General features: G+C 44.6%; 16 protein-coding genes. 7 read left to right on the top strand and 9 right to left on the bottom strand.

All coding sequences use genetic code 11. The features are described 5' to 3' along the window. Positions 1-173: 173 nt before the first annotated feature. A complete protein-coding gene (locus tag ACJJIZ_RS08725; RefSeq protein WP_444906030.1) occupies positions 174-473 on the top strand; it encodes a hypothetical protein in 300 nt (99 codons plus the stop codon). Positions 474-624: 151 nt separating this feature from the next. On the opposite strand, the gene ACJJIZ_RS08720 is transcribed toward ACJJIZ_RS08725, so the two are convergent. Further along, positions 625-1,668, bottom strand: a complete 1,044-nt coding sequence (locus ACJJIZ_RS08720; RefSeq protein ID WP_444915869.1) for an AraC family transcriptional regulator — start codon at positions 1,666-1,668, stop codon at positions 625-627. Positions 1,669-1,846: 178 nt separating this feature from the next. Here ACJJIZ_RS08720 and ACJJIZ_RS08715 point away from each other — a divergent pair, with 178 nt between their 5' ends. From ACJJIZ_RS08715 to ACJJIZ_RS08690, 6 genes are all read left to right on the top strand, one after another. Further along, entirely contained in the window at positions 1,847-3,763 is a 1,917-nt protein-coding gene (locus tag ACJJIZ_RS08715) for a DUF3604 domain-containing protein (protein ID WP_444915868.1), read from the top strand. Positions 3,764-3,868: 105 nt separating this feature from the next. Then, the gene (locus ACJJIZ_RS08710; protein ID WP_444915867.1) at positions 3,869-4,507 is read left to right on the top strand and encodes a hypothetical protein; all 639 of its coding nucleotides are present in this window, start codon (positions 3,869-3,871) and stop codon (positions 4,505-4,507) included. Positions 4,508-4,772: 265 nt separating this feature from the next. After that, a complete protein-coding gene (locus ACJJIZ_RS08705; RefSeq protein WP_444915866.1) occupies positions 4,773-5,834 on the top strand; it encodes a HupE/UreJ family protein in 1,062 nt (353 codons plus the stop codon). Between the two features lie 224 nt (positions 5,835-6,058). Beyond that, complete coding sequence (locus ACJJIZ_RS08700; RefSeq protein WP_444915865.1) at positions 6,059-6,517, top strand: GNAT family N-acetyltransferase; 459 nt, start codon at positions 6,059-6,061, stop codon at positions 6,515-6,517. 55 nt (positions 6,518-6,572) lie between these two features. Then, positions 6,573-7,523, top strand: coding sequence for an IS5 family transposase (locus ACJJIZ_RS08695; protein WP_444915864.1), 951 nt, complete (start codon positions 6,573-6,575; stop codon positions 7,521-7,523). Between the two features lie 706 nt (positions 7,524-8,229). Continuing rightward, the gene (locus ACJJIZ_RS08690) at positions 8,230-11,274 is read left to right on the top strand and encodes a thrombospondin type 3 repeat-containing protein (RefSeq protein ID WP_444915863.1); all 3,045 of its coding nucleotides are present in this window, start codon (positions 8,230-8,232) and stop codon (positions 11,272-11,274) included. Positions 11,275-11,736: 462 nt separating this feature from the next. Here the strand turns inward: ACJJIZ_RS08690 and ACJJIZ_RS08685 are convergent, their stop codons facing one another. From ACJJIZ_RS08685 to ACJJIZ_RS08650, 8 genes are all read right to left on the bottom strand, one after another. Next, positions 11,737-13,254, bottom strand: a complete 1,518-nt coding sequence (locus tag ACJJIZ_RS08685) for an MFS transporter (protein ID WP_444915862.1) — start codon at positions 13,252-13,254, stop codon at positions 11,737-11,739. A 585-nt stretch (positions 13,255-13,839) separates the two neighbouring features. Further along, on the bottom strand, positions 13,840-14,865 hold the full coding sequence (locus ACJJIZ_RS08680; protein WP_444915861.1) for a hypothetical protein: 1,026 nt from the start codon (positions 14,863-14,865) through the stop codon (positions 13,840-13,842). A gap of 33 nt (positions 14,866-14,898) precedes the next feature. Further along, positions 14,899-15,924: a hypothetical protein gene (locus ACJJIZ_RS08675; protein WP_444915860.1), complete on the bottom strand. Its 1,026-nt coding sequence runs from the start codon at positions 15,922-15,924 to the stop codon at positions 14,899-14,901. A gap of 111 nt (positions 15,925-16,035) precedes the next feature. Continuing rightward, complete coding sequence (locus ACJJIZ_RS08670; RefSeq protein ID WP_444915859.1) at positions 16,036-17,058, bottom strand: hypothetical protein; 1,023 nt, start codon at positions 17,056-17,058, stop codon at positions 16,036-16,038. Between the two features lie 103 nt (positions 17,059-17,161). Continuing rightward, complete coding sequence (locus tag ACJJIZ_RS08665) at positions 17,162-18,250, bottom strand: hypothetical protein (protein WP_444915858.1); 1,089 nt, start codon at positions 18,248-18,250, stop codon at positions 17,162-17,164. Positions 18,251-18,637: 387 nt separating this feature from the next. Next, on the bottom strand, positions 18,638-19,432 hold the full coding sequence (locus ACJJIZ_RS08660; RefSeq protein ID WP_444915857.1) for a right-handed parallel beta-helix repeat-containing protein: 795 nt from the start codon (positions 19,430-19,432) through the stop codon (positions 18,638-18,640). A gap of 487 nt (positions 19,433-19,919) precedes the next feature. Then, positions 19,920-21,554 (bottom strand): PepSY-associated TM helix domain-containing protein, encoded by a 1,635-nt coding sequence (locus tag ACJJIZ_RS08655; protein ID WP_444915856.1) that lies wholly within the window; start codon positions 21,552-21,554, stop codon positions 19,920-19,922. Between the two features lie 4 nt (positions 21,555-21,558). Next, positions 21,559-21,930: a hypothetical protein gene (locus ACJJIZ_RS08650; protein ID WP_444915855.1), complete on the bottom strand. Its 372-nt coding sequence runs from the start codon at positions 21,928-21,930 to the stop codon at positions 21,559-21,561. Between the last annotated feature and the right edge of the window lie 415 nt (positions 21,931-22,345).

Here is a 22,345-nt window from a genome sequence, read left to right as displayed (position 1 = left end):
AAAGGTGGGCCCTACCTATCCCTTCGCGGCGGGGCTTCAACATCAAATTCGGGTGAAAACAACGTTGCAAGGACATGCACCTGCTCAACAAACCAGCACCCCCCCAAAAAAAGAGCCCATCACTGGCAAGTTGCCTTAGTTGTTAGCCCGCACTAATTGGAATATCGTATTTTATGAGCAAGAAGGCATTTGGAATTAATGAATTTATTATCCTCACCACCCTACTGGCAATGCTTGGTTTGCTGGCCATCCGGTTTTTGAATCCTGAGATGCTAAATCTGTCCATTTTCAATACTCGGGCAGGCTCCTTTTTACTTGGCTGCGCATTTTGTTATTTCACTCTAAATGAGTTCAAGACAGCCATAGCCAAAGATGAGTGGGGCCCAAATAGAATTGCAGGCATTATTCGTGTCCCCCTATATTTCGCTGCAGCTTTATTCCTATTTTACTTGACCGCAAGCGGGGGGAATTAATGGGTAGCGAGAGAATTCCTGACAGAAATAAGAGCCCCTATAACTGGTGGGTCGCAACAATTATAGAGAGGTTTCAATTTGATGATGAGGAACTCGACAATATGAGTCGGCGCTGCCGGGCATTCTCACATGTTGTGATATTAAATCGCTCTTAATCTATACAGATTTCTGTTGAGGTATCTCTACTATGCTTACCCCGAAACTCTCGCGGAGATTGCCCAGTCCATTTTTTAAAGCTTCTGGAAAAACTACTGGTATCACCGAATCCTAATTTGTAGGCTATTGACGTGATCGGGGTATCACTTTGCTTAAGATACTGCACAGCCTGATGCTGGCGTATTTCATCTAGCACAGTCTGATAACTGGAGCCTCTTTCTTTTAGTTTTCTATGCAAACCACGGCAACTAATCCCAAGCTCCTTGGCCACGACCTCTTGTGAAAAATTACCTGAAGACATCAGATCAATAAGCACTCTACTGGTCATGCTAACTATGTCATTCTTCTGCAAACGCTCCAAGTAACCAATCAGGGCTTGCTCGTTGACCCTGACCAGCTCATCGTTTCCCGAAGAGAGCTTTCGATCAACAAACTCTTGTTTAAATCTAATCTCACAAATGTCTGCCGAAAAGTTAATTGGGCACTTATACATCAATTGATGCCGCTCAAGGGTGGCAGGTCTGGACCTCTCCAGATTAATAGAAATCAAATGATGATACACATCGGGGCATATCTTTCTGATGGACTTTATTAGCAAAGCCATAAAGGCATCTATAGCATGAATACTTGGATCATATGAAAAATTATCAACTTTTTCCCAGGAGACTACTACTTGTTTCTGTTCATCATGAACATTGATTCGCATAGCGGTGGTAACCACTTCTGAGAATCGAGCAGACCTCAGTAAGCTCTCCCTGATGGAGCTACTGGCCAAGTGGGCATAGCTTAGAGCGTGAAGATTTGTATGATTAACATACTTAGTGACTTGCAGGCCGATACAATCATCACCTGATATGGATTCAGCGAGCCCCCATAGTTTTTTCATATTCTCTAAAGGAATTCTCTGGTTTGCATCCACTATGCATTTAGGGTCAATTTCTGCACGCTGCAAAATTTCTTGGGTGGAACAGAATGGTTTTAGGGCCTCAATAATAGGTAATACCCAAGTTGCAATGGTCGTGTGTCCATACTCAGCCATCTACAAGTGTGTCCTAATTGGTCAAGAGATTGGCTTTATTTGCAAAGAAACCTAAAAGCCAAATGATTAGCATCTAATCAATCACTTCCTTATTTACCAAGATTATCCTAACGATCCTGATATGTTAAGAGGATCTAGTCACCTAAAAGATAGCCAGCCGACGCTGGCAATTGGAAATATGAAAAATCCCATAAAAAGAATAGCACGTCTGGTAGGGCTTACATTATCCATCACTCACCTTGGTGTTGCAGCTAGTGAGCCCACTCAGGTTTTCTGGGGAGATATGCACCTTCATACCTCCTACTCATTCGATGCCTTTTTAAGCCAAAATTATTCGGCAACTCCGGACACCGCTTATCGGTGGGCCAAGGGACAACCGGTTATTCACCCCTACACTCATGCAAAAGTACGTATAGACACCCCGTTGGATTTTCTCGTGGTTTCAGATCACGCTGAAGGGCTGGGTGTTATGAGGGCAGTGGTGAATAAGACAGATGAGCTAGACAGCGATATGTCCTTATACCAGTCGATGATGCGCTGGTTTGCCAAGCAGCATATCCGATATAAAGTATCTATGAATGAAGGTATGGATATTTTCAATGAGTTACTGCCCGCTAAGGCTCTCGACACAGTAGCTCCCGCTGACCCTGTCCAGGACCCAGCTAACACGCCCCCTGAGCCCGTTCTTGGAGATCTGGATAAGACCCGGACAAGCGCATGGAGCGCAATAGTCGATGCCGCAGAGCGCCATAATAACCCGGGCACTTTTACCAGTTTTATTGGCTGGGAATGGAGCTCAACACCAACCGGGGCCAACTTACACCGGGTGGTAGTCTCCCCTGATGGGGCGGATAAAGCTAAGCAGTACCTTCCTTTTGGGGCTGATCAGAGCCAGTACCCAGAAGATTTGTGGTACTGGTTAGATGAGACATCTAAACGAACTGGCAGTGAATTCATTGCGATTCCCCACAACTCCAATGTATCCAAAGGCTATATGTTTGCAGAAACCACTCTGCGTGGTGAGCCAATTGATACCCAGTATGCACGTACACGCATGCGCTGGGAGCCCCTGGTTGAAATAACACAAATTAAGGGAGACTCAGAAACCCATTCAACGCTTTCCCCGGACGATCCTTTCGCAGACTTTGAGAATTATCCATTCTACCTACAAGCTGACCCGGAGTCGTACCGTGTCGCTAGAGGTGACTTCGTCCGATCCGCCTTGCGCTCTGGGCTGGAAATACAGAAAAAAATTGGTGTAAACCCTTATAAGCTGGGGTTCATAGGGTCGACAGATTCACATACGGGTATGTCAACTGCGGAGGAGAACAACTTTTGGGGCAAGTTTGCCCACGACTCAGTACCAAGCAGCAAGCGAACTAACACTGTCATTGGCGGAACCAAGGCTACAGGTTGGAACATGTCCGCTTCTGGACTCGCCGCCGCTTGGGCAGAAGAAAATACCAGAGAAAGCCTTTTCGCTGCATTTAAACGTCGTGAGGTATACGCCACTACAGGCCCTCGAATTCAGGTGCGCGTCTTTGCAGGCTGGAATTTTCCTAAGCACGCTATAGATGCTGAAAATATTGCTGAACTAGGTTATTCCCATGGAGTACCTATGGGGGGTGATTTAGTCAAACCACAAGGAACTGACCAACCAATTCAGCTACTTATACGCGCGACAAAAGATCCTAAAGGGGCGAACCTGGATCGAATTCAGGTGGTTAAATCTTGGTTGGACGCAGCGGGAAAAAGTCATGAGAAAGTAATTAATGTTGCTTGGTCTGGGGACCGCACTCTTGATAACCAAGGTCAATTGAAGCCAGTGGGTGATACCGTGAGTCGAGAAACGGGGCAATACACTAACAATATTGGTTCTATTGAGTTATCGACCTTGTGGCAGGATCCAAGCTTTAATGTGAACGAAAGAGCATTTTACTATGTTCGGGTATTACAAATCCCTACTCCTCGCCATTCACTTTACGATGCAGTGGCCGTAAAAGAAATTAACAACGGAAATATTCAGATACCCGCTGAAGGACCCGCTGTTATCCAGGAGCGCGCTTATACATCCCCAATTTGGTATACCCCCTGATACCGATAGGATACCTCGACGCTACAGCAAGCAAATAGCATATCTATAAAAGTAGCTTGCATACTGATATCAATACTCTCTGTAGGTTTCAATGGAGGAAGCTTCATGCAGCGGAAATTAGAGATTCTGAAAAGGGAGCCTTTGGTACACTTTTCTATTATCGCTTTAGTGCTATTCGTTGTCGCAGAGTTGTTAATAGAGGAGAATGGAACCAACTATGAAGATACCTTGCTTATCAGCGAGGACATACTAATTGAGCACCTCCAATTCCAGAAAAAAACATTTAACCAGAGTTTTGCACGGCGTTATTGGGAGGGCTTGACTCAGCCAGAGAAGTCCAACCTGATTAATGATTACATTAAAGAAGAAGTACTTTACCGTGAAGCCCTTAATCTAGGCCTGCAGAAGCATGATCAGATTATACGACGACGCCTTATTCAAAAGCTGGACTATGTAAATGGTGGCTTTTCCAGTAACACTGATATTAGTGAAGAAGACCTGGAAAACTACTTCCAGCTTCATCGCGAAAAATATCGAATTGAAGCATCTATTACCTTCACTCATGTTTTCTTTGATTTTAGACGTCACTCTAAAGAAAAATTAGAGAAGACTGTTAAGCAGAGCTTGAACCACTTAATAAAGCAGTCTGTTCCATTCGAGGAATCCGCCCTCTACGGAGACAGATTTATCTTTCATCGGAATTATGTAGATCGTACTCTCCATCTAGTAGCCAGCCATTTCTGAGATAATTTGGCAGAAAGTATCTTTCAACTACCATTGAATACCTGGTCCGGTCCATTTGAATCTCCGTATGGTCTACATCTAATTTTGGTTAGTGAAAACAAAACAAGCCGTCTACCCAGCTTTAGAGAAGCCTCCCCCTTAGTCCTTGAAGATTATCGACGAAATAAAATGGAGGAAAACAGACAACTTAGGATACAAGAGCTGTTGGCAGGCTACAGAATAGAGAGGGATGCCTCGATACCATATGTACCTGTGGATATCACCTATGTCAACTAAAAATCCCTACAAGATCATCAAAGCCATTCTATTCTTATTGTTACTTACAACAACTAGCAATTTTAGTTTCGCTCATGACGGAAGACCGATATACATTGAGTTAAAAGAAGTCACGGAAAGCAGATATGTCCTTCGATGGAAAATCCCGCCTATCATGCAGCCAGGCACTGAACCTGAGATACACTTAAAGGGCGAATTCTGCCAAATACAACCAGAAATAACAGGGCCTGCCGGACCCAACGTGAAGAGTTACCTATGCAGGAACCCCCACCCAAACAATTTTACAAGACCATATAACCCCCTAACAATAAAAATCACATACCCCATTGCCAATCCAGCCTTATCAAGCTTAATTCATTTTGAAAAATCAGACGGTGACACTATTAATCTCTTTAATGGCCCCAAGGTCTTAGAGATTAACTTACCTTCCAGACTAACTATTTGGGATTGTGTCAAACAATATATTGAAGCAGGTTTCTTACATATATTAGAGGGCTATGATCACTTACTGTTCGTATTATGTTTAGTCTTTATCGCCAGAAACTTTAGAAGCACTTTAATAGCGATTAGCGGATTTACGTTAGGCCACTCCCTCACCCTGGGGCTCGCAAGTTTAAACTTATTCACCATAAGAGTAGATGTTGTTGAAGTGTTGATCCCATTGAGTATTATGCTGTTAGCCGCAGAAATTGTATACGCGCATAATGGACAGAGTAAAACGAGTTTAACCCGACGCTACCCTGCGATTGTTGCCAGTGGCTTTGGATTACTTCACGGATTTGGTTTTGCCAGTGCGCTAGCGGAATTAGGCCTTCCTCACAGCAGTAAAATCACCGCATTATTTAGCTTTAATATAGGTGTAGAACTGGGGCAGATATTATTTGTCTTGGTTTTGATTTTCTTATCATCTACAGTTCAGTGGATATTCTCGAACCGGAAGATCTCAATTTTGTATCAACACTTTCTAACACAATCAAAATACGCTATTTATCCAGTTGGAGTAGTCAGTGGGTATTGGGCAATTGAAAGGACCGTTGGGCTAATTTCCTAAACAAACAAAGCTTGAATCAGAAAAGCTGCTTCAAGACTTACAATCTGCTATCCTCACGCAATCACACAGATCACGGCCTGCAGTAGAGGCCAGATACAAGTATGAATTGACCGCCACTCAATAGAAATTTGTCTAGCTTTGTTAGCCCGCACCAAAGTCAGATACAGGCCTTTGTAGAGTTGGAGCAGTTTTCACTACCAAACCTACCACCACTGAAAATTAAGATGTTGAATTTTAGAAAAGCACTTATAGAAGACCTTCCTGATTTACTTAAGCTGGAACAGTGTCTTATCGAAGCCGAAAGGCCATACAATTCATCCATTAAAGCTGAATCAGCATTCTATTATGATATGGAAAAGTTGATACTATCTGATGACTCATATCTTCTGGTAGTTGAAATCGAAGGTGAGGTTATTGGAACGGGATATGCCCAGATTCGAAGCTCAAAAATATCTCTTGATCATGAGCGGCATGCTTATCTGGGATTTATGTATGTATCACCAGCGCACCGAGGAAAGGGCATTAACTCAAAGCTAGTAGAAAAATTAATTGCATGGGGTAAACAGAATGGAGTTCAAGATTTCTACCTTGATGTTTACTCTCAAAATAGCTCAGCGATAAAAGCCTATGAAAAAGTTGGCTTCCAACCATCACTTATGGAAATGAAGTTAAGGAACCTCTGAATAATTCTGAGTCAATTTGGTAATATTCACCTACCCATCAAGACTACGATGAATCATGCACCAAGTCACCTTTGCCGAAGCAGAATATAAGCTAAAGCGCCGTATAACTCGCCGAGAGAAGTTTCTTTCTCAAATGGAAACCCTCATCCCATGGCAGCGACTAGAAGCTCAGATCACTCCTTGTTACCCACAAGGCAAACTTGGCCGACAGCCATATCCATTGAGTGTCATGCTTCGTATTCATTGCATGCAACTATTTTACAATCTCAGTGATCCCGCTATGGAAGATGCACTGTATGAAATTGAATCCATGCGTAGTTTTGCTGGATTGACTTTGAGTAACCCAATTCCCGATGAAACAACGATTCTTAACTTTCGCCACTTACTGGAGCTCAATCAGCTAGGTGCAGCTCTTTTTGATGAAATCAACAAACATCTTGCTGAGAATGGCATGGTGCTGCGTGAAGGCACGATTGTAGATGCCACTATTATCTCTGCGCCAACTTCAACTAAGAATGAAAAGAAAGAACGTGATCCGGAAATGCATCAAACAAAGAAAGGCAATCAGTGGCATTTTGGGATGAAAATGCATATCGGGGTTGATGATGTGCTCGGAGTAATACATAGCATAGATACAACAGCAGCGAATTCGCATGATGTCACAACTACAGAGCGAGTTCTCCACGGGGAGGAGAAAAGAGTCTGGGGAGACTCTGGGTACATTGGTGCGGAGAAACGTGAAGAGTTGAAAGAGCGGAAGGCGGATTGGTATATAGCAATGAAGCCGAGCAAGCTAAAAACTCTTCCAGGGCGTGATGCACTTCGTAAAGCGGAAAAGATCAAGGCGCAGATAAGAGCGAAGGTCGAGCACCCCTTCCGCTACATCAAACGGGTATTTGGTTATGACAAGGTCCGCTATCGGGGACTGCTAAAGAATACTGAGAGGCTGTGCTTACTGGCAGGCTTTACCAACTTATTAATAGGGAGAAAATACTTGGCTGCCTAGGGGTGGTTCGCCTGAAACCCGCCTATTGAGGGTTTCAGATGAAAATTAGGGGACTATTACGCGAAAATTACACATTTGTGCGTAATAAAGTGAATTTTTCAAGCAGCTCAGCTTAATTCTGGAAAAATGCCTCGTTGATCAGAGGGTCCTTAAATCTTAAATAGAAAGTTCACAGCCTATAAACCCAGGTGATGTCGATGCCCTTGGCTCACCTGATTTACACCAGGCGATTTCAAAGAGTGTTATTAAAGAAGCCTTAGCCAATATACTTCGATCTAAATACCTGCCTGCAAGATTTATAATCAACTTGAAATGGCGGGGTAATTCCCCATCTTAGTAGCGGCTTAATCAGACCCAGAATCAGATTCCACTTTAGAAAGAGTCAAGAGCAACAGCAAATCAAGCTGTCAAATTATCTATTCCATTATATTTTATGGCGTAAATTTGTCTTCACTAATTACACGCTTTATCACCCATAAATTATCCCGCCAAAATTTCGCCATTCATCACACTTTTAGTGAGAAAGAACGCATAGTTACCACACTCATAAACGGTTGTGCGCCATAACTTTAGTATTAGAAATATGCACAACCAAAATAATGACATCTATCTAAAAATTAGCCGGAGTCCATGTGCGTCAGCATAAATGATTTATTGCAGGCGTATTTTTTATAGGCCTACTGCGCTTGTCCGACAGATAACAAAAATGGATTTTGTTCGGGAGATTATGACCATGCGTCTACCTTCGCTTATTGCGATACTATTTTCATTGGTGCTTTTAAGTGCCTGCGGTTCTGATGGAGGCCGGGGCGATGCCGCAGATGACTTGCTCCCGCCCCCTGGCGTCACAGACTCAGATGGTGACGGTATCGATGATGATAATGACAATTGTCCGAGTGTTAGTAATTCAGACCAGGATGATTTAGATAGCGACGGCAGCGGTGATGCCTGTGATACTGATGACGATGGCGACTCCCACCCAGACACTTCAGACAACTGCCCACAAACCCCGAATTCGGACCAAGCCGACAGTGATAGCGACGGCATAGGCAATGCCTGTGACAGCGACCTGGATGGCGACAACGTCCCCAACGATTCTGACAACTGCCCTGCTGATTCAAATAGTGAGCAGGGTGATATCGATGGCGACGGCGTCGGGGATGTGTGCGACAACGACCGCGACGGGGACAATTACACCGACAGCTTGGATAACTGTCCGGACGTAGCCAACCCAGACCAATCTGATCAGGACAATGACGGTATCGGCGACGCCTGTGACGAAGATAGCGATACTGATAATGACGGCCACGACGATGGCCAGGATAACTGCCCAGCCGTATCCAACCCAGACCAAGCCGACCTTGACGGAGACGGCATTGGCGATGCCTGTGACAGCGATGACGACGGTGATGGCGTAGACGATCAAGACGACAACTGCCCAACCGCAGCCAACTCCTCACAAACCGACCAGGATGGCGATGGAATAGGTGATGCCTGTGATGACGATGCGGACAGTGACGGCATCGATAACGAAGATGACAACTGCCCATCGACCCACAATCCGAGCCAAGACGATAACGACGGAGATGGCATTGGCGACGCCTGTGACAGCGACGACGACAATGACTCTGTCGATGATGAGGACGACAACTGCCCCAGCCATAGCAATACCGACCAAAGTGATATCGACGAAGACGGTGTCGGTGATGCCTGTGATAGCGACCAGGATGGTGACGGTATTGATAACGACGATGACAACTGCCCTGCTACCGCCAATTCAGACCAAAGCGATATCGATGGTGATGGGCAAGGCGATAGCTGTGACAGCGACGATGACGGCGATGGTATAGACGATAGTAATGACAACTGTCCGGCCGTTGCCAACGATGATCAAACCGATACCGACGGCGACGGCACTGGCGATGCCTGCGACAGCGATCGCGATGATGACGGCGTTGAAAATGAAAATGACAACTGCCCGCTGGTACCCAACGCAGATCAAACAGATACAGATGGTGACGGTTACGGAGATGCCTGCGATGACAACACCGATGTCGACGGCGATCAGGTACCTGACAGCGTCGACAACTGTGTACTCGTCCCCAACACCGATCAAATCGATCAGGATGGAGATGGTGTCGGGGATGCCTGCGACGAAGACCTGGATGGAGACGGCACCGATAACGATGCCGACAATTGCCCATCAATACCCAACTCAGACCAACTCGATACTGACGGGGATGGCAGCGGCGATATCTGTGATAGCGACGACGACAACGACGGCGTCGATGACACAGCCGATAACTGCCCCACGGCATCCAATAGTGATCAAACAGATACCGACGGGGATTCAGTCGGTGATGCCTGCGATCCAGACCTCGATGGCGATGGTATCTTCAATGACGACGATAACTGCCCCTATGTCAGCAATACACTACAGGAAGACAGTGACAACGACGGAATCGGCGATGCCTGCGACGGCGACAACGATAACGACGGCGTAGATAACGCTAACGATAACTGCCCGGATACTGCCAACAGCGATCAGTCGGATATCGATCAGGATGGTGTTGGTGATGTCTGTGACAGCGACCGGGATGGTGACACAGTCCCGGACACTTCCGACAACTGCCCGGCTATTCCAAATGATGATCAAGCCGATCAGGACGGTGACGGCATCGGTGATGTTTGTGACGATGACAGTGATACCGACAATGATGGCCACGACGATGGTGAAGACAATTGCCCAGCCATTCCCAATCCGAATCAAACGGACACGGATGGCGACGGTGTCGGCGATGAGTGCGATAGTGATGCCGATGGCGATGGCATAGACAACACCGATGACAACTGTCCACTAACGCCAAACGACCAAACTGATACTGACGGTGACGGTATTGGGGATGCCTGTGACGAAGACCTGGATGGTGACGGCGTTAATGATGACGTCGACAACTGCCCAATGATTCCGAATCCAGGGCAAGAAGACGGCGATAACGACGGTGCCGGAGACGTCTGCGATAACGACCGCGACGATGACGGTCTTGATGATACTGTCGATAACTGCCCGGCGATTCCAAATCCAAACCAAACCGATACTGATGGTGATGGAGTGGGAGATGTTTGCGATGCAGACCTGGATGGGGACGAGGTAGAAAACGATCTCGATAACTGTCCCCAGACTCCCAATCCCAACCAGGAGGACTCTGATAACGATGGTATCGGCGACGCCTGCGACCTCGAATCAGGCCTGTCCTGTGCAGCGTTTGAAGACTTGGAGATCGTTAACGGTGTAGATGCAGACCTGACTTACGGAATTGAACAGCCCTGTGATGGATGTTCTATTACTGCAGTAGAAAGGGTATTTAACGGCGTCCTATCTGATGCAGCCAGAATGGAAGTTGTCAGCGGTGCGGGCGGCTCTACCCATATTCAAATCAACCACCACTCGGTTAAAGAGGGACGCCATGTGGTCGGTTTCCTGGTAGAGCACACCACACCACTGCTGGATATCATCTACCTCAACACCATCACAATCAGTACATACTTGGATGGAGTAGCTACTGGAGAGTCCACCAGCGGATATCGTCTGGCCCCATTTAAAGTCAATGGTGCACGCAATCACCGCCTGCTATTAGTCACCACCAATAGTGACTTTGATCAGGTCAGGCTATCTTTGAGCGGCTTGAGCTTTATAAACAACCAACTGGATGTTTACCTGGCCTGCTCAAAAGCTGTGGGCCAACCATAACTAAAAGAAGAAATAAAAAGCCCCGGTACGCCGGGGCTTTTTATTTACAATTAAATTGAAAGGAATAAAGCACATAAAGAAAACCAATTCCAATCTTTAAAACAATAAAGAACGCAAGCTAAAGAACTTATTTACCCCCCACCTATTCCCCATACACCAAAAATTACAAAATCAAAAATCCTAAAAATAAAACTTTTTTAAACATTCAAGATAGGTCTGGTCAAATTGACAGCGGAGCGCCTTATAGTTACTGACCAGTAAGTTAACTATATATTGGCCGGCTTATATTTTAGCCATAGTTGACAATTAAACTTATAGTCACTCGAACGCCTCTCAGAAACCATTCCAGCTGCAATTAGACTTTAGAAAAAATATGGGCTTGCCATTATCAATAACATGCAGATGTATCTGTACATTCGGATGTGAAGTACTTGACGAGAAACTCCACGGTTTTTTTAATGATTAGCCAACGTCATCAAGTGACTTCCCCGTCATTTCTATCCGGTACTTCCAGGTTATCATTGCGCCAATCAAGGAAGTCACCGCTAGTGCACTAAGCAACATACTTGCGCCAATGTCGCTAAGTAAAATTGGAAAAAAAAATGCGATTGCAACACCCCCGAACTTTGAGATAGATGCGGCCAATCCCGCACCAGCACCACGATAGCGGGTCGGGAATACCTCCCCAGCGATTAGATAAGTCTGAGAATTTGGCCCCAGATTATTCATCAAGTTGAACAACATAAGCCCCCCGAAAATGAATGGTAACTGCTGGCTAGTGTTTAAAGACTCTCCATAGGCGGCAATAAGAAGGCCGAGTGCACAACCAAGGAAGCCAAGAACTTGCAATCGGATACGCCCCACCCTATCCACAAATATAATTGCTAGAATAACGCCAACTACCAGCATTACATCGATTAATGCTGCCCCTTTCGCCGCCTCGACTTTGTTATGGATTAATTCCGAAATGGAGCGTGCATGGGGTGACGCATATCCAAACACATTTGCTAAAATTACTGGCGTGAAGATACCAACGCCATAGGTTCCCAAATCCTGCAAAAACCAGGGAATAGAAGAGAGCTTGATTGCTTTTCGAGAATTCTTATCCTGAAGTAAATACTTAACACTCGATAGTTCACCTATCTTTTTCTCATTCGTCTCCGCTGTGGCAACATTCTTCAACAAGAATCTGGACGGGTATGGCGGATCTCTTTTCAACAGTTGGCTGATAGACTTCTCCGCCTCAGGCATGCGACCTTTAGCCAGAAGCCACATCGCACTCTCTGGAATATAGAAACGACCAATCGTGATCAAAATCGCTGGAACAATCGCCGCAGCATACATATACCGCCAAGCTTCCAGGGAGGGATACCAAGAGAGGACCAAAAATGCGAGACCTGTACCCACCAAAATTCCAACAGCCTGAAAACTAAAGGCTCCGAGAACTAGCCTGCCCCGCATCCCCGATGGCATACTTTCAGAGATCATCATGTGAGCTGTGGGATAATCACATCCAAGCGCCAATCCCAGACCAAATAATGAAATAACAATCACGAGATAAGAATCTGCGAAGGTCAATATCACCAGGAAAAAGATAAACATGATCATCTCAGCGATGAACATTTTCCGCCGGCCATAATGATCGCTGAGCCCTCCCAGGGTTATCGCTCCAACCAGAATTCCAAACAATGTCGCCGATGTCACAAAGCCCATACTAAAGGCGGTCAAACCAAATTCTTTAGCAATTAAAGTGTGGGATACCCCAGTCATGAAGACGATCATTCCCTCGAAAAATTTACCAGCTGTCGCAAGCCACCAAATTCGCCACTGCATTGGCGTAAAAATATTCTGCGGAATCGAGGTTCCATCACACCAAACGGGAGTTTCGTCAATGTAATAGTCAGCCGAATGGTGTTCGCTGAACCGGGCATTGTCAGTCAATGACGGATTTGGAGTGCCATCGGGCTCATTTCTCTCCATAACTACGTCTTTAAATACCCCAGTGAATTATGGCGAACACTAGCATAAAGTGGTGACAACTAAGTGATCGAAATATCAAAATTAAGAAAGATTCGAAAGCATGGTCTGTTACTACATTAGACTAAGGCGGTCGGTGATGCTTTTGTAGGTAAAGACATACCATAAGACAGCTACTATTTTCAGCCCTTAAAGGCTGCAAGGACTTTAGTGAACAGTGAAGTGCCTTAGATAATCACCGACAGTACGAATTAGCTCCACAATGATCGCACTTACCCACAGAACGTAACCAGGTTTGCACTGACCAGGCAATTCACCTGCGGTTTATTCTTGAAACTACTCATTATCAAATAGGTTTTTTAACGCTTTAAAACCTTCTCGACACACAAAACTTCTTTTATCACTAATGTTAGATTGGAGAACTCTGAGGTTCAGAGTTCTTCAAAAATCTCAACCAGCCAATGCGCCATTGAATACCCCTCGGCAGTCATTGACACATTGATTGGCTGATTTGATTTATTGGAATCACTACTAAAAATTTATACAAAGGAATAATGGTTACCGCTCCACCTAGATGGAGTGTAAAACCTACTGCAAACCAAGTATTGTATTATTATCCCCAAATTGAGCCGCAGTGGCCAGGTTATTAACGGTTGTCTGACTCAATCGCAACTGATTGGTATCGCCATCCTGTATAGCCACTGCGGTATTAAAACTCTGTAGCTGTACTATCAAGGAATCATTAAGCAGACCACTTAACTGTAATGTTTCTCCAAAATTAAACTCATTGCTTTGCACAGTTTCCGCAGTATTAAGCCCGCCGCGCTGTTCAGTTAGAGCCGTATTAAAAGCGCCAATCTGCTCATGGATCACTTCAAGGCTGGTACCATCCTGAAAAATATAACTATCATGCCCTAAGTTTTCTTGAGTGGATTCTACAAAGTTATTATTTCCAACCTGAAGCGCAAAAGAATTAGAGGCCACAGCAGAATCTTGCGTAATCTCCAAATCCATAGAATTCCCAACCTGAACCCCAGCACCAATATTATTTATCGCAGAGCTTTGACCTATATCGAACCCTAAATTTTCACCTACCTGAAAAATAATTCCCTTATTTCCAAGACTATCGCTCTGATTAACTGAAGCACTACTACCAGCACCTAACTGGTTAATAACAGCCAAACTGTCAGCACTACTGGTCTGAATAATCGTCGCATCGAGTAGCACTCCTCCGCCCTGTAAAATAAAAGCAGAGTCATCTTGGGCACTAACCTGAAGTGTAGAAGCTGTATTCCCAGAGCCAAACTGATACTGTATAGAGGTTGAAGAAACTGTTGTCCCTAGTTGCTCTGAACTAGCGGACAAATTACTACCGACCTGCCGCTGGATAATAGTGCTAAATTCGGTAAACGAAGCCTGAGTCGCCGAGACTTCATTATTGGTACCAATTTGCAGCTGAATAATAGTGCTTCCATTTACGCCGGGATCACTTTGATCAGCTTCTGCAGTATTACCCTCCCCAATTTGGATGAGCTGATAGGTATTATCATCCGCAATTCCCACGGTACAGGAAATAGAAAGTAGAGCGCCTATCACGAGAGAACTATACTTCATTGCCGAATACTCCCTTTCATCTGACAATATTAATTACTGAAGTCCTAATACCGTGTTGTTATCACCGAACTGCATAGAAGTAGAAAAATTTCCAGCAGTAGTCTGGCTAAGACGTGTAGAATTACTAGCTCCCGTTTGGATGGCGACGGCTGAATTAAGCACATCCAACTGTACAATTAAGGACTCATTTAGCAAGCCGCTAAATTGAAGTGTCTCAGCTGTATTAAATCCTGCGCTCTGCGCGGTTTCGGCAGTATTAATTCCACCAAACTGCTCTGTATATGCAGTATTAAAATCACCAACCTGATCATGCACAGCCTCAAGACTAGTGCCGTTCTGGAGTATAAAACTGTCATGCCCCACATTCTCTTGTGAGGATTGAGCAAAATTGTTGTTTCCACCTACTTGCATCACAATAGAATTTGAAGCTGAGGCTGAGTTTTGCTCGATAGCTAAGTTAAGAAGATTACCTAACTGAAAACCTACGGCGGTATTCTCTGACCCCATAAATTGATTGATCAGGTAAGTTAGATTTTCCCCAACCTGGATCATAACACCAGTATTGCCGAAGCCATCTCTCTGCGACGTAGAGCCATCATTATTGATGCCCACCTGATCCACTCTCGCATAATCATTAACACTATTACGGTGATCTACCATCGCCAGGTTGCCAGATCCAACCTGCAAAATTGAACTTGACGTCCCCTCTGCATTAAACTGAAGCGAAGATCCAAAGTTGTTAACTCCAACTTGATTAATTATAGAGCTAGTAAAAACAGTTCCTTCTTGCGCAGCATCTGTTTCGTTTGTATCGCCTGTCTGATACTGAACAATCGAGCTAGAGACCGTTACTCCCTCTTGTGTTGCCATAGCATCATTGTTATTACCAATTTGTACTTGAATAATGGTACTACCAACTACTGCGGAATCACTCTGATCAGCCGATGCGGTATTACCATTACCGATTTGAATAAGTTCGTAGGTATTATCAGTCGCAATAGCTACGCTTCCAACGAGTAGTAAAGTGACACCCACACCGAGAGGTCTGTACTTAGTCATCTAATACTCCTTTAAGATGATTAATCCAGCACACAAAACAGAGGCCATCAATCTCCCAGAATTTCTCTGGGAGATTGTTTAGCAGAAGAACAACCAAAAGACTCCCAAGTATTACTGAAGCCCCAGGACCGTATTGTTGTCACCAAACTGAGCAGAGGTGGCAAAATTTCCTACTGTCGTTTGACTTAGTGTCGTCTGATTGGTATCTCCTGTTTGCGCCGCAATGGCAGTGTTAAAAGCCTCTAGTTGTACAACGAGTGCAGTATTCAACAGACCGCTAAACTGCAGGATCTCTGAAGAACTAAAATCTCCACTCTGAGCTAACTCAGCAAAATTTAGCCCACCGAATTGCTGAATAAATCCGCTACTAAAGTTACCTATCTGTTCTTGAACCCCCTCTAAACTTGTTCCATCCTGAATACCAATACTGGTATTCCCCACATTCTCCTGCCTATTTTCAAATATATTATTATTGTTGTTCTGATAAATAAATGAATAGGAATCAAAAGCAGAGATTTGTGAAATCCCACCATCTAAGGCATTACCTGACTGAAAAATGACAGCTTGATTTCCCGCACCACCAATCTGATCAATTGCGAAATTCAGCGCCGACCCAACCTGTAGACTAAAGGCTGAATCCCCCAGACTGTTTTCTTGAGTAGCTGAACCGTTATTAGAGCTGCCTATTTGAGTTGCGCTAATTGAATTATTAGCACTATTTCTCTGCAGCATAGAGACATTATTGCTATCACCCACTTCATTGACATTAATGGTACTACCCAATGTATTGAATTGAGAAATTAAACCATCATTATTATCACCTATTTGCGTAACTATAACAGCTGATAGCACAGCTCCAACTTGGTACACCTCCATAAAGTTACTATCGCCAACCTGGATCTCAATAATGCTACTAAATTCGGTAAACAACTGCTGTTCACCTAAGATCTGATTATTGTCGCCGATCTGTGTCTGACTAATAAGGCTATTAGTAACACTGGGATCACTTTGTTCTCCTGTTGCAGTATTTCCAGAGCCTACTTGAAAAACTATGTAAGAATTGTCAGCTGCTATAGAAGTCGCACTTGCTACTGCAATTAAAAAACCTATTGAAAGAGGTTTTAATGTATTCATCACAAACTCCTTTGAGTAACATAATTTAGAAATAGACAACCATCCGCGCCATCGAGCAAAATAGAGTAAGCGCAAGATCTAATTACATTACTTTGATTTAGATTTACTGTAATCCTAAAACCACATTTCCATCCCCCACTTGAGTAGCAGAGGCGGTATTACCAGCGGTGGTTTGGGTAAAAGTAATTTGGTTGGAGTTACCTAACTGAGAAGCGGAACTGGTGTTAAAACTAGCTAACTGTGCAACAACAACAGAATTACCTGTCCCCCCAAGCTGTAAAATATCGGCTTCATTAAAGGTCCCAGCCTGTGCGATTTCGGCAGTATTAGTGCTACCATACTGTTCCGTCTGAACCGTACTAAATCCTCCTACCTGGAACACCTCTACACTGTTTGACTCACCAAACTGTTGGGAGTAAGCATCGTTATAGAGGCCCGACTGCTCATGGCGAGCATCCAATCCCTCACCCTCCTGACGAATTTCGCTATAGTGGCCAATTGATTGCTGCAGCGTGTCTGCGCTGTTACCAACTCCATCTTGAACCACAATTGCAGTGGAATCAAAAGCAAGAGTATGACTAACGTTTAAGGAGTTGGAGTTCCCATACTGCTCGGTAGTAACACTGTTTCCAACACTCGAATTTTGTACAACGATTGTGCTTTGGTCACTACCTTCCTGATGCATGGAAATAGAATTCCCAGCTGTGCCGTTTTGCAAAAAAGTAGCAGCGTTTGCATCCCCAATCTGAACAATACTTACAAATTCTCCCAGCGTATTTGTTTGCATGAAGGAAGCTTCATGGTTATCTCCAATCTGCACAATCAATATAGTGCTTAACTCTGCAAACTCTTGCCCGGGTGCCGCAGAGTTATTATCTCCAATTTGCTCTACCAGGATGCTTGAAAAGACCGATCCCGCTTGGGTTGCTTCGATATAGTTACTGTCACCTACTTGTGATTGCTGAATTAAACTAAATGACGTAAACAGATTCTGGGTTGCATACACCTCGTTGTCATCACCCACCTGAACTTGAACAACGGTATTACCAATAGCAGAAGGATCGCTTTGCTCTGAGTTTGCGGTATTACCCGACCCTACCTGAAGAACATCATAGGTGTTATCTCCAGCGAAAGCGGCAGTACCGCTCATAGAAAGTAAAACAGCTGCTGCGATAGGTCTGTACATGTTCATCTAATACTCCTTAACGATGACAAGTCCAGCTAAATAGCTTTTACGACAATTTTTTCAGGAAAGCAGCATCATTGAGCAAAACAAATATTGAGGTCGTGGCGCATTGCTTGAGCCACTTAGGGGCGGGTGGTGACAGTTGAATGACTAGCTTCATAAGTCAAACTCATACTACTTCGCATACAAACATCAATATTGCGATACTTCTTGAGTGATAAAACGATGCTGAATTCAGTATTGATAAGAAACAGAGATTTTTCTATGAGAGATTAGTTGTATGCTAGTGGGAAGAAAGTATCCTGTTTACACAGGCGAGCAACCAGAGAGTGAGCATTTCTTACTAAAAAATGAAGGAGCAGCCATACACTTCGACTACTCCATAGATTATTATTAATCTAAACAACTCGGATCAGCCGTATCGAAAATATTTCCATACCATAAATTGGTAGACATACAGGCATCCGGATTTGAGTCAACCAAGTCACCATCAGGGTTACCCGTTGCTATATTTCCGGTAATCAAATAATCACTTTGACCCCCTCCCTCCATTGATATTCCAGTTTGTCCATTATTTGTCACTATGTTTTGAACAACCAAGCCACCAGAAGAAGGGTCAATGACTATTCCCTCGCCATTATTGTTATCACAAATATTTTGAGCAACAAATGAGTTATCACCGTTAATCAATATCCCGCTAGAGGTTCCTCCTTGGTTATCTATAAGAAAATTACCAATTACTTGACTGTTAGAACCTTGAATTTCAATCCCTCGATTAAAGAAACCAGTAGCCGTAGAACCATTCACAATATTATTTTCGCTTATTAACCAAATACCGACGTCGATACCATCTTGCACAGTCATCGTTTGAATACTATGAAAGCCATCCCCTTCCACAAAAATACCTATTGCACATCCATCCACCACTCCATTTGAAAGAACAGCCGCGTTGCCCAGGACATCAATACCTCTAGAGGATCCACCGCCACACTCCAAGGTGAATCCATTCATATCTAAACTTCCAGTTGGCCCCTCAATCGTTAGCGCCGGCGTACCACTACAATTTAATAGATCTTCAGTGAGAATCTCTGCGCTTGTAATAGTATCTCCACACTCCACCGCTGCCACTGACACAAAGGGAAGAGCCAATATTGCTGACACTAGAAGCTTCACATCCATTAGTTTCATATGCCATACCTTTAAGTCTGTAAAAAAACAATTAATAAAGTTCGCATCCGAAGATTTTACTTTTAACGGAGGCGAAGCATTTTTTAGTCTAGCTACGGTTATTAACTTAACGATAAGAAAATTTTCTCATACCTTAAATTTTGAAATTAAAACAAATTGACACTGAATAATACTTTCGGCCTAGGACCTAATAAAACCCAAGCACATCAAACGACGTAATGTCTTCATTTAAATTAGCGCCTTCTATTTAGCAAGTAGCAATGCAAAGCCTATTAGCTTTTATACGCTCTCTGTCTACTCAGGATCAAAATCTAATAAAAAAGGAGTGGGCAATTCAACTTATTTATAAACGCATAAGTACAAGAATTGGAGTCAGCCTGTCTAGCAATACCTATAGAGACATCAGGCACGAACTCAAGGTAAAATAATCATTCCAATAGTACCCATATATCATCAAAAAAGGGGCTCTGAATAGAGCCCCTTTTAATTATCCTGATGCCTGTGGATGGGTATCAGGTAAAGGATTTTGAATACTGTTCTCTACTGCGGGTTTCTCCACAAGTTCAGACCATACACTGTCCGCTTCGATTTTTGCCCGCCGCTTGCGAAGATGAATCAAGAGTAAAACAAATGATGTACCTATCAGTAGCGCAACAAAGTCAACCGCCCATACCAGAGTCGCAGCTCCCAGCAACTCGCCATTTATAAGTGAGCTAATTGGTATCAGGAAAATAGTGGCAATACAGAAGGTAAGAAGCTGTCGAGCAGCAGCCATGGGACGACGTATAAATGCCCAGATCAGCGCAAATAAGAACGCTGTGTAATAAGCAGCTTTCTGCCAAAACTCAATATCCACCTGCGCATGAGGCAGCCATTTAACTGCCAGCATACTAGCGGCGACCCCCAAGATAGTGCCCAGCCCAACCCCCACTGTGAGCTTTGCCATTACCACTGATGAGGTTGTTTGTACCGGCAGCGCCCCCTGCCCCCTGCGTTTTTTGCGCCGGCTTTCAATCCACAGCAGATTGCCGGTGAAGAAGATCAGTGCGCCCATAATACCTAGAATAAAGTACACCCAGCGCACGGCATTTCCACCAAAACTGCCAAAATGCAGGGAAAAAATGCTTAATACCGTGCCACTATAACCATTGAAATTGCTGGGCAGAATGCTGCTGTAGGGAACTTCGCTCAAGTAAGGGTTGCCTAGCACATAAGCATACTCAGCACCTCGCACCACCTCGCCATGCATGATTCCACCTACACGCATGCGTGGAGCGCGGGTGTCCAGATTTAAATAGAGGATTTCCGCTATTTGGAATTTGGGCTCCCCCTCCTGAATCGCAGCTTCCAACTCTGTGACCGGCACCAACTCAGAGAAGCTCTTCACCTCCGCTGGCGCCGGGCGAGTGAACATAGGGGAATCACCGTAGACCACCACGCGCAGGGCACCATAAAGCGGATCATGGAAGGCAAATACAAAAGCGGTAAAAGCAATAATTAAGTGAAACGGTAGCGAGGTGATGCCCAGTACATTGTGAAAATCCAGCCAGTAGCGCTTCCGGTTTTTACCCTTTCGGAGTACCAATAAATCTTTGAACCAAGTGGGCAGGAAAACAATCAGGCCCGAAATTAGCGCAACAAAATACAGAGCCGCCACAACACCCAATACATAAGTACCAAAAGCATCGTGGCCCTCACCACCGGGAATACCGGCGGTGCGATGTAAATGGTCGACAAATTCGCCAATGGCGGAAACCGTAAAACTTTGAGTGATCAGCTGCCTTTTTTCATCGAAGCTGGCATACCAGAGAGTATGGTCATGGGTTTCTTCATCCTCTATTTCCCAACTCACCGGTGCCGCCTGCAGACCCGCCAGTGGCAATTGGACGGTCATCTGTTTTGCCGCTTCCGGGTGTGCCTGCAGAACTTCGGAAATAAGGCTGTCATACTGATCGACAGAAATACTTGGCAGGGTGGTCTCAGGCTGCAGAGCCCATTGATTGAGGGGCCCTTTAAACATGGTCAGGGCGCCAGCGACAAAAGCGATATACAGAAACAAGCCCGCAAGAATACCGGTCCAGGTATGCACGCTTTTATAAGTTTTAATCAATTCAACGCGCATATTCTTAGACTCCGAATCTCGCTACCCACAACAGGGTAAACAGCACCAAATTTAGCCCCAGGTAGAGAGACAACATACGCCTGACACTAATAAACAGGTAAACCAGACTCACCAAAGTGAGCCAGACTGGAGTGATCAGCCACATCACAAATTGGCTTTTATCATCGACCACTACATCACCAGGGCCCCACAGAGCAATCAACCCAGCAACGGCAACTGCAATGGGTAACCCCAAGAAAACTGCACACAGGCTTTTTACCCACCAGTGGGTTTTATAGCCTTCTAACCCTTTTTCAATTCTCTTCTTTTTCTTTGCCAAGACTTTGCCTGGCTTATCCAGCACTCCGCTAAAAGGCAGCAGTCCCAGCGCTAACATAAAAGTACTAAGAAGCGTAAAGGAAGCTGACATTGCCGAAAAATTTTGGTGGAAAAGCGCCCAGGAAATGAAAAGGAGCGCAAAACTGATGAGAAGAGCGGGGTAAAACTGGATTGGTCTCTGCTCACGCCACTGCTGATTGGGACAGCCTAAATAAAAGACAGAAGACGCAAGGAAACAACTCAATAGGCCGAGTCCCGTTAAAACTGAGGAATACATTTCTAGTTTCACTTAAGGGTTAGAAGCACTACCACTAAAGTGGTAGAAAATTGTTTGCCAGGCACTGATCAATCGGTGCAACTAAGCCGTTGCCAGACCAAATAATAGTGAGAGTTTATTCCGGCAATCCCCTATTTGCAAATAAGAATGATTAGCATTATATTCGCTGCCGATCTTCCTTGTCGTCCTGACTTCT

Source organism: Microbulbifer maximicatervae (SeqCode) (assembly GCF_052467225.1).
This window is presented reverse-complemented; position numbering and strand designations above follow the sequence as displayed.

What these genes read in the sequence shown, in the direction of transcription:
- ACJJIZ_RS08680 (WP_444915861.1), bottom strand. Translation starts at nt 14,865, where the DNA reads ATGAAGTATAGTTCTCTCGTGATAGGCGCTCTACTTTCTATTTCCTGT.
- ACJJIZ_RS08675 (WP_444915860.1), bottom strand. Translation starts at nt 15,924, where the DNA reads ATGACTAAGTACAGACCTCTCGGTGTGGGTGTCACTTTACTACTCGTT.
- ACJJIZ_RS08715 (WP_444915868.1), top strand. Translation starts at nt 1,847, where the DNA reads ATGAAAAATCCCATAAAAAGAATAGCACGTCTGGTAGGGCTTACATTA.
- ACJJIZ_RS08720 (WP_444915869.1), bottom strand. Translation starts at nt 1,668, where the DNA reads ATGGCTGAGTATGGACACACGACCATTGCAACTTGGGTATTACCTATT.
- ACJJIZ_RS08700 (WP_444915865.1), top strand. Translation starts at nt 6,059, where the DNA reads ATGTTGAATTTTAGAAAAGCACTTATAGAAGACCTTCCTGATTTACTT.
- ACJJIZ_RS08695 (WP_444915864.1), top strand. Translation starts at nt 6,573, where the DNA reads ATGCACCAAGTCACCTTTGCCGAAGCAGAATATAAGCTAAAGCGCCGT.
- ACJJIZ_RS08710 (WP_444915867.1), top strand. Translation starts at nt 3,869, where the DNA reads ATGCAGCGGAAATTAGAGATTCTGAAAAGGGAGCCTTTGGTACACTTT.
- ACJJIZ_RS08660 (WP_444915857.1), bottom strand. Translation starts at nt 19,432, where the DNA reads ATGAAACTAATGGATGTGAAGCTTCTAGTGTCAGCAATATTGGCTCTT.
- ACJJIZ_RS08650 (WP_444915855.1), bottom strand. Translation starts at nt 21,930, where the DNA reads ATGTTAGCGCTGGGACTGCTGCCTTTTAGCGGAGTGCTGGATAAGCCA.
- ACJJIZ_RS08655 (WP_444915856.1), bottom strand. Translation starts at nt 21,554, where the DNA reads ATGCGCGTTGAATTGATTAAAACTTATAAAAGCGTGCATACCTGGACC.
- ACJJIZ_RS08690 (WP_444915863.1), top strand. Translation starts at nt 8,230, where the DNA reads ATGGATTTTGTTCGGGAGATTATGACCATGCGTCTACCTTCGCTTATT.
- ACJJIZ_RS08665 (WP_444915858.1), bottom strand. Translation starts at nt 18,250, where the DNA reads ATGAACATGTACAGACCTATCGCAGCAGCTGTTTTACTTTCTATGAGC.
- ACJJIZ_RS08685 (WP_444915862.1), bottom strand. Translation starts at nt 13,254, where the DNA reads ATGGAGAGAAATGAGCCCGATGGCACTCCAAATCCGTCATTGACTGAC.
- ACJJIZ_RS08705 (WP_444915866.1), top strand. Translation starts at nt 4,773, where the DNA reads ATGTCAACTAAAAATCCCTACAAGATCATCAAAGCCATTCTATTCTTA.
- ACJJIZ_RS08670 (WP_444915859.1), bottom strand. Translation starts at nt 17,058, where the DNA reads ATGAATACATTAAAACCTCTTTCAATAGGTTTTTTAATTGCAGTAGCA.
- ACJJIZ_RS08725 (WP_444906030.1), top strand. Translation starts at nt 174, where the DNA reads ATGAGCAAGAAGGCATTTGGAATTAATGAATTTATTATCCTCACCACC.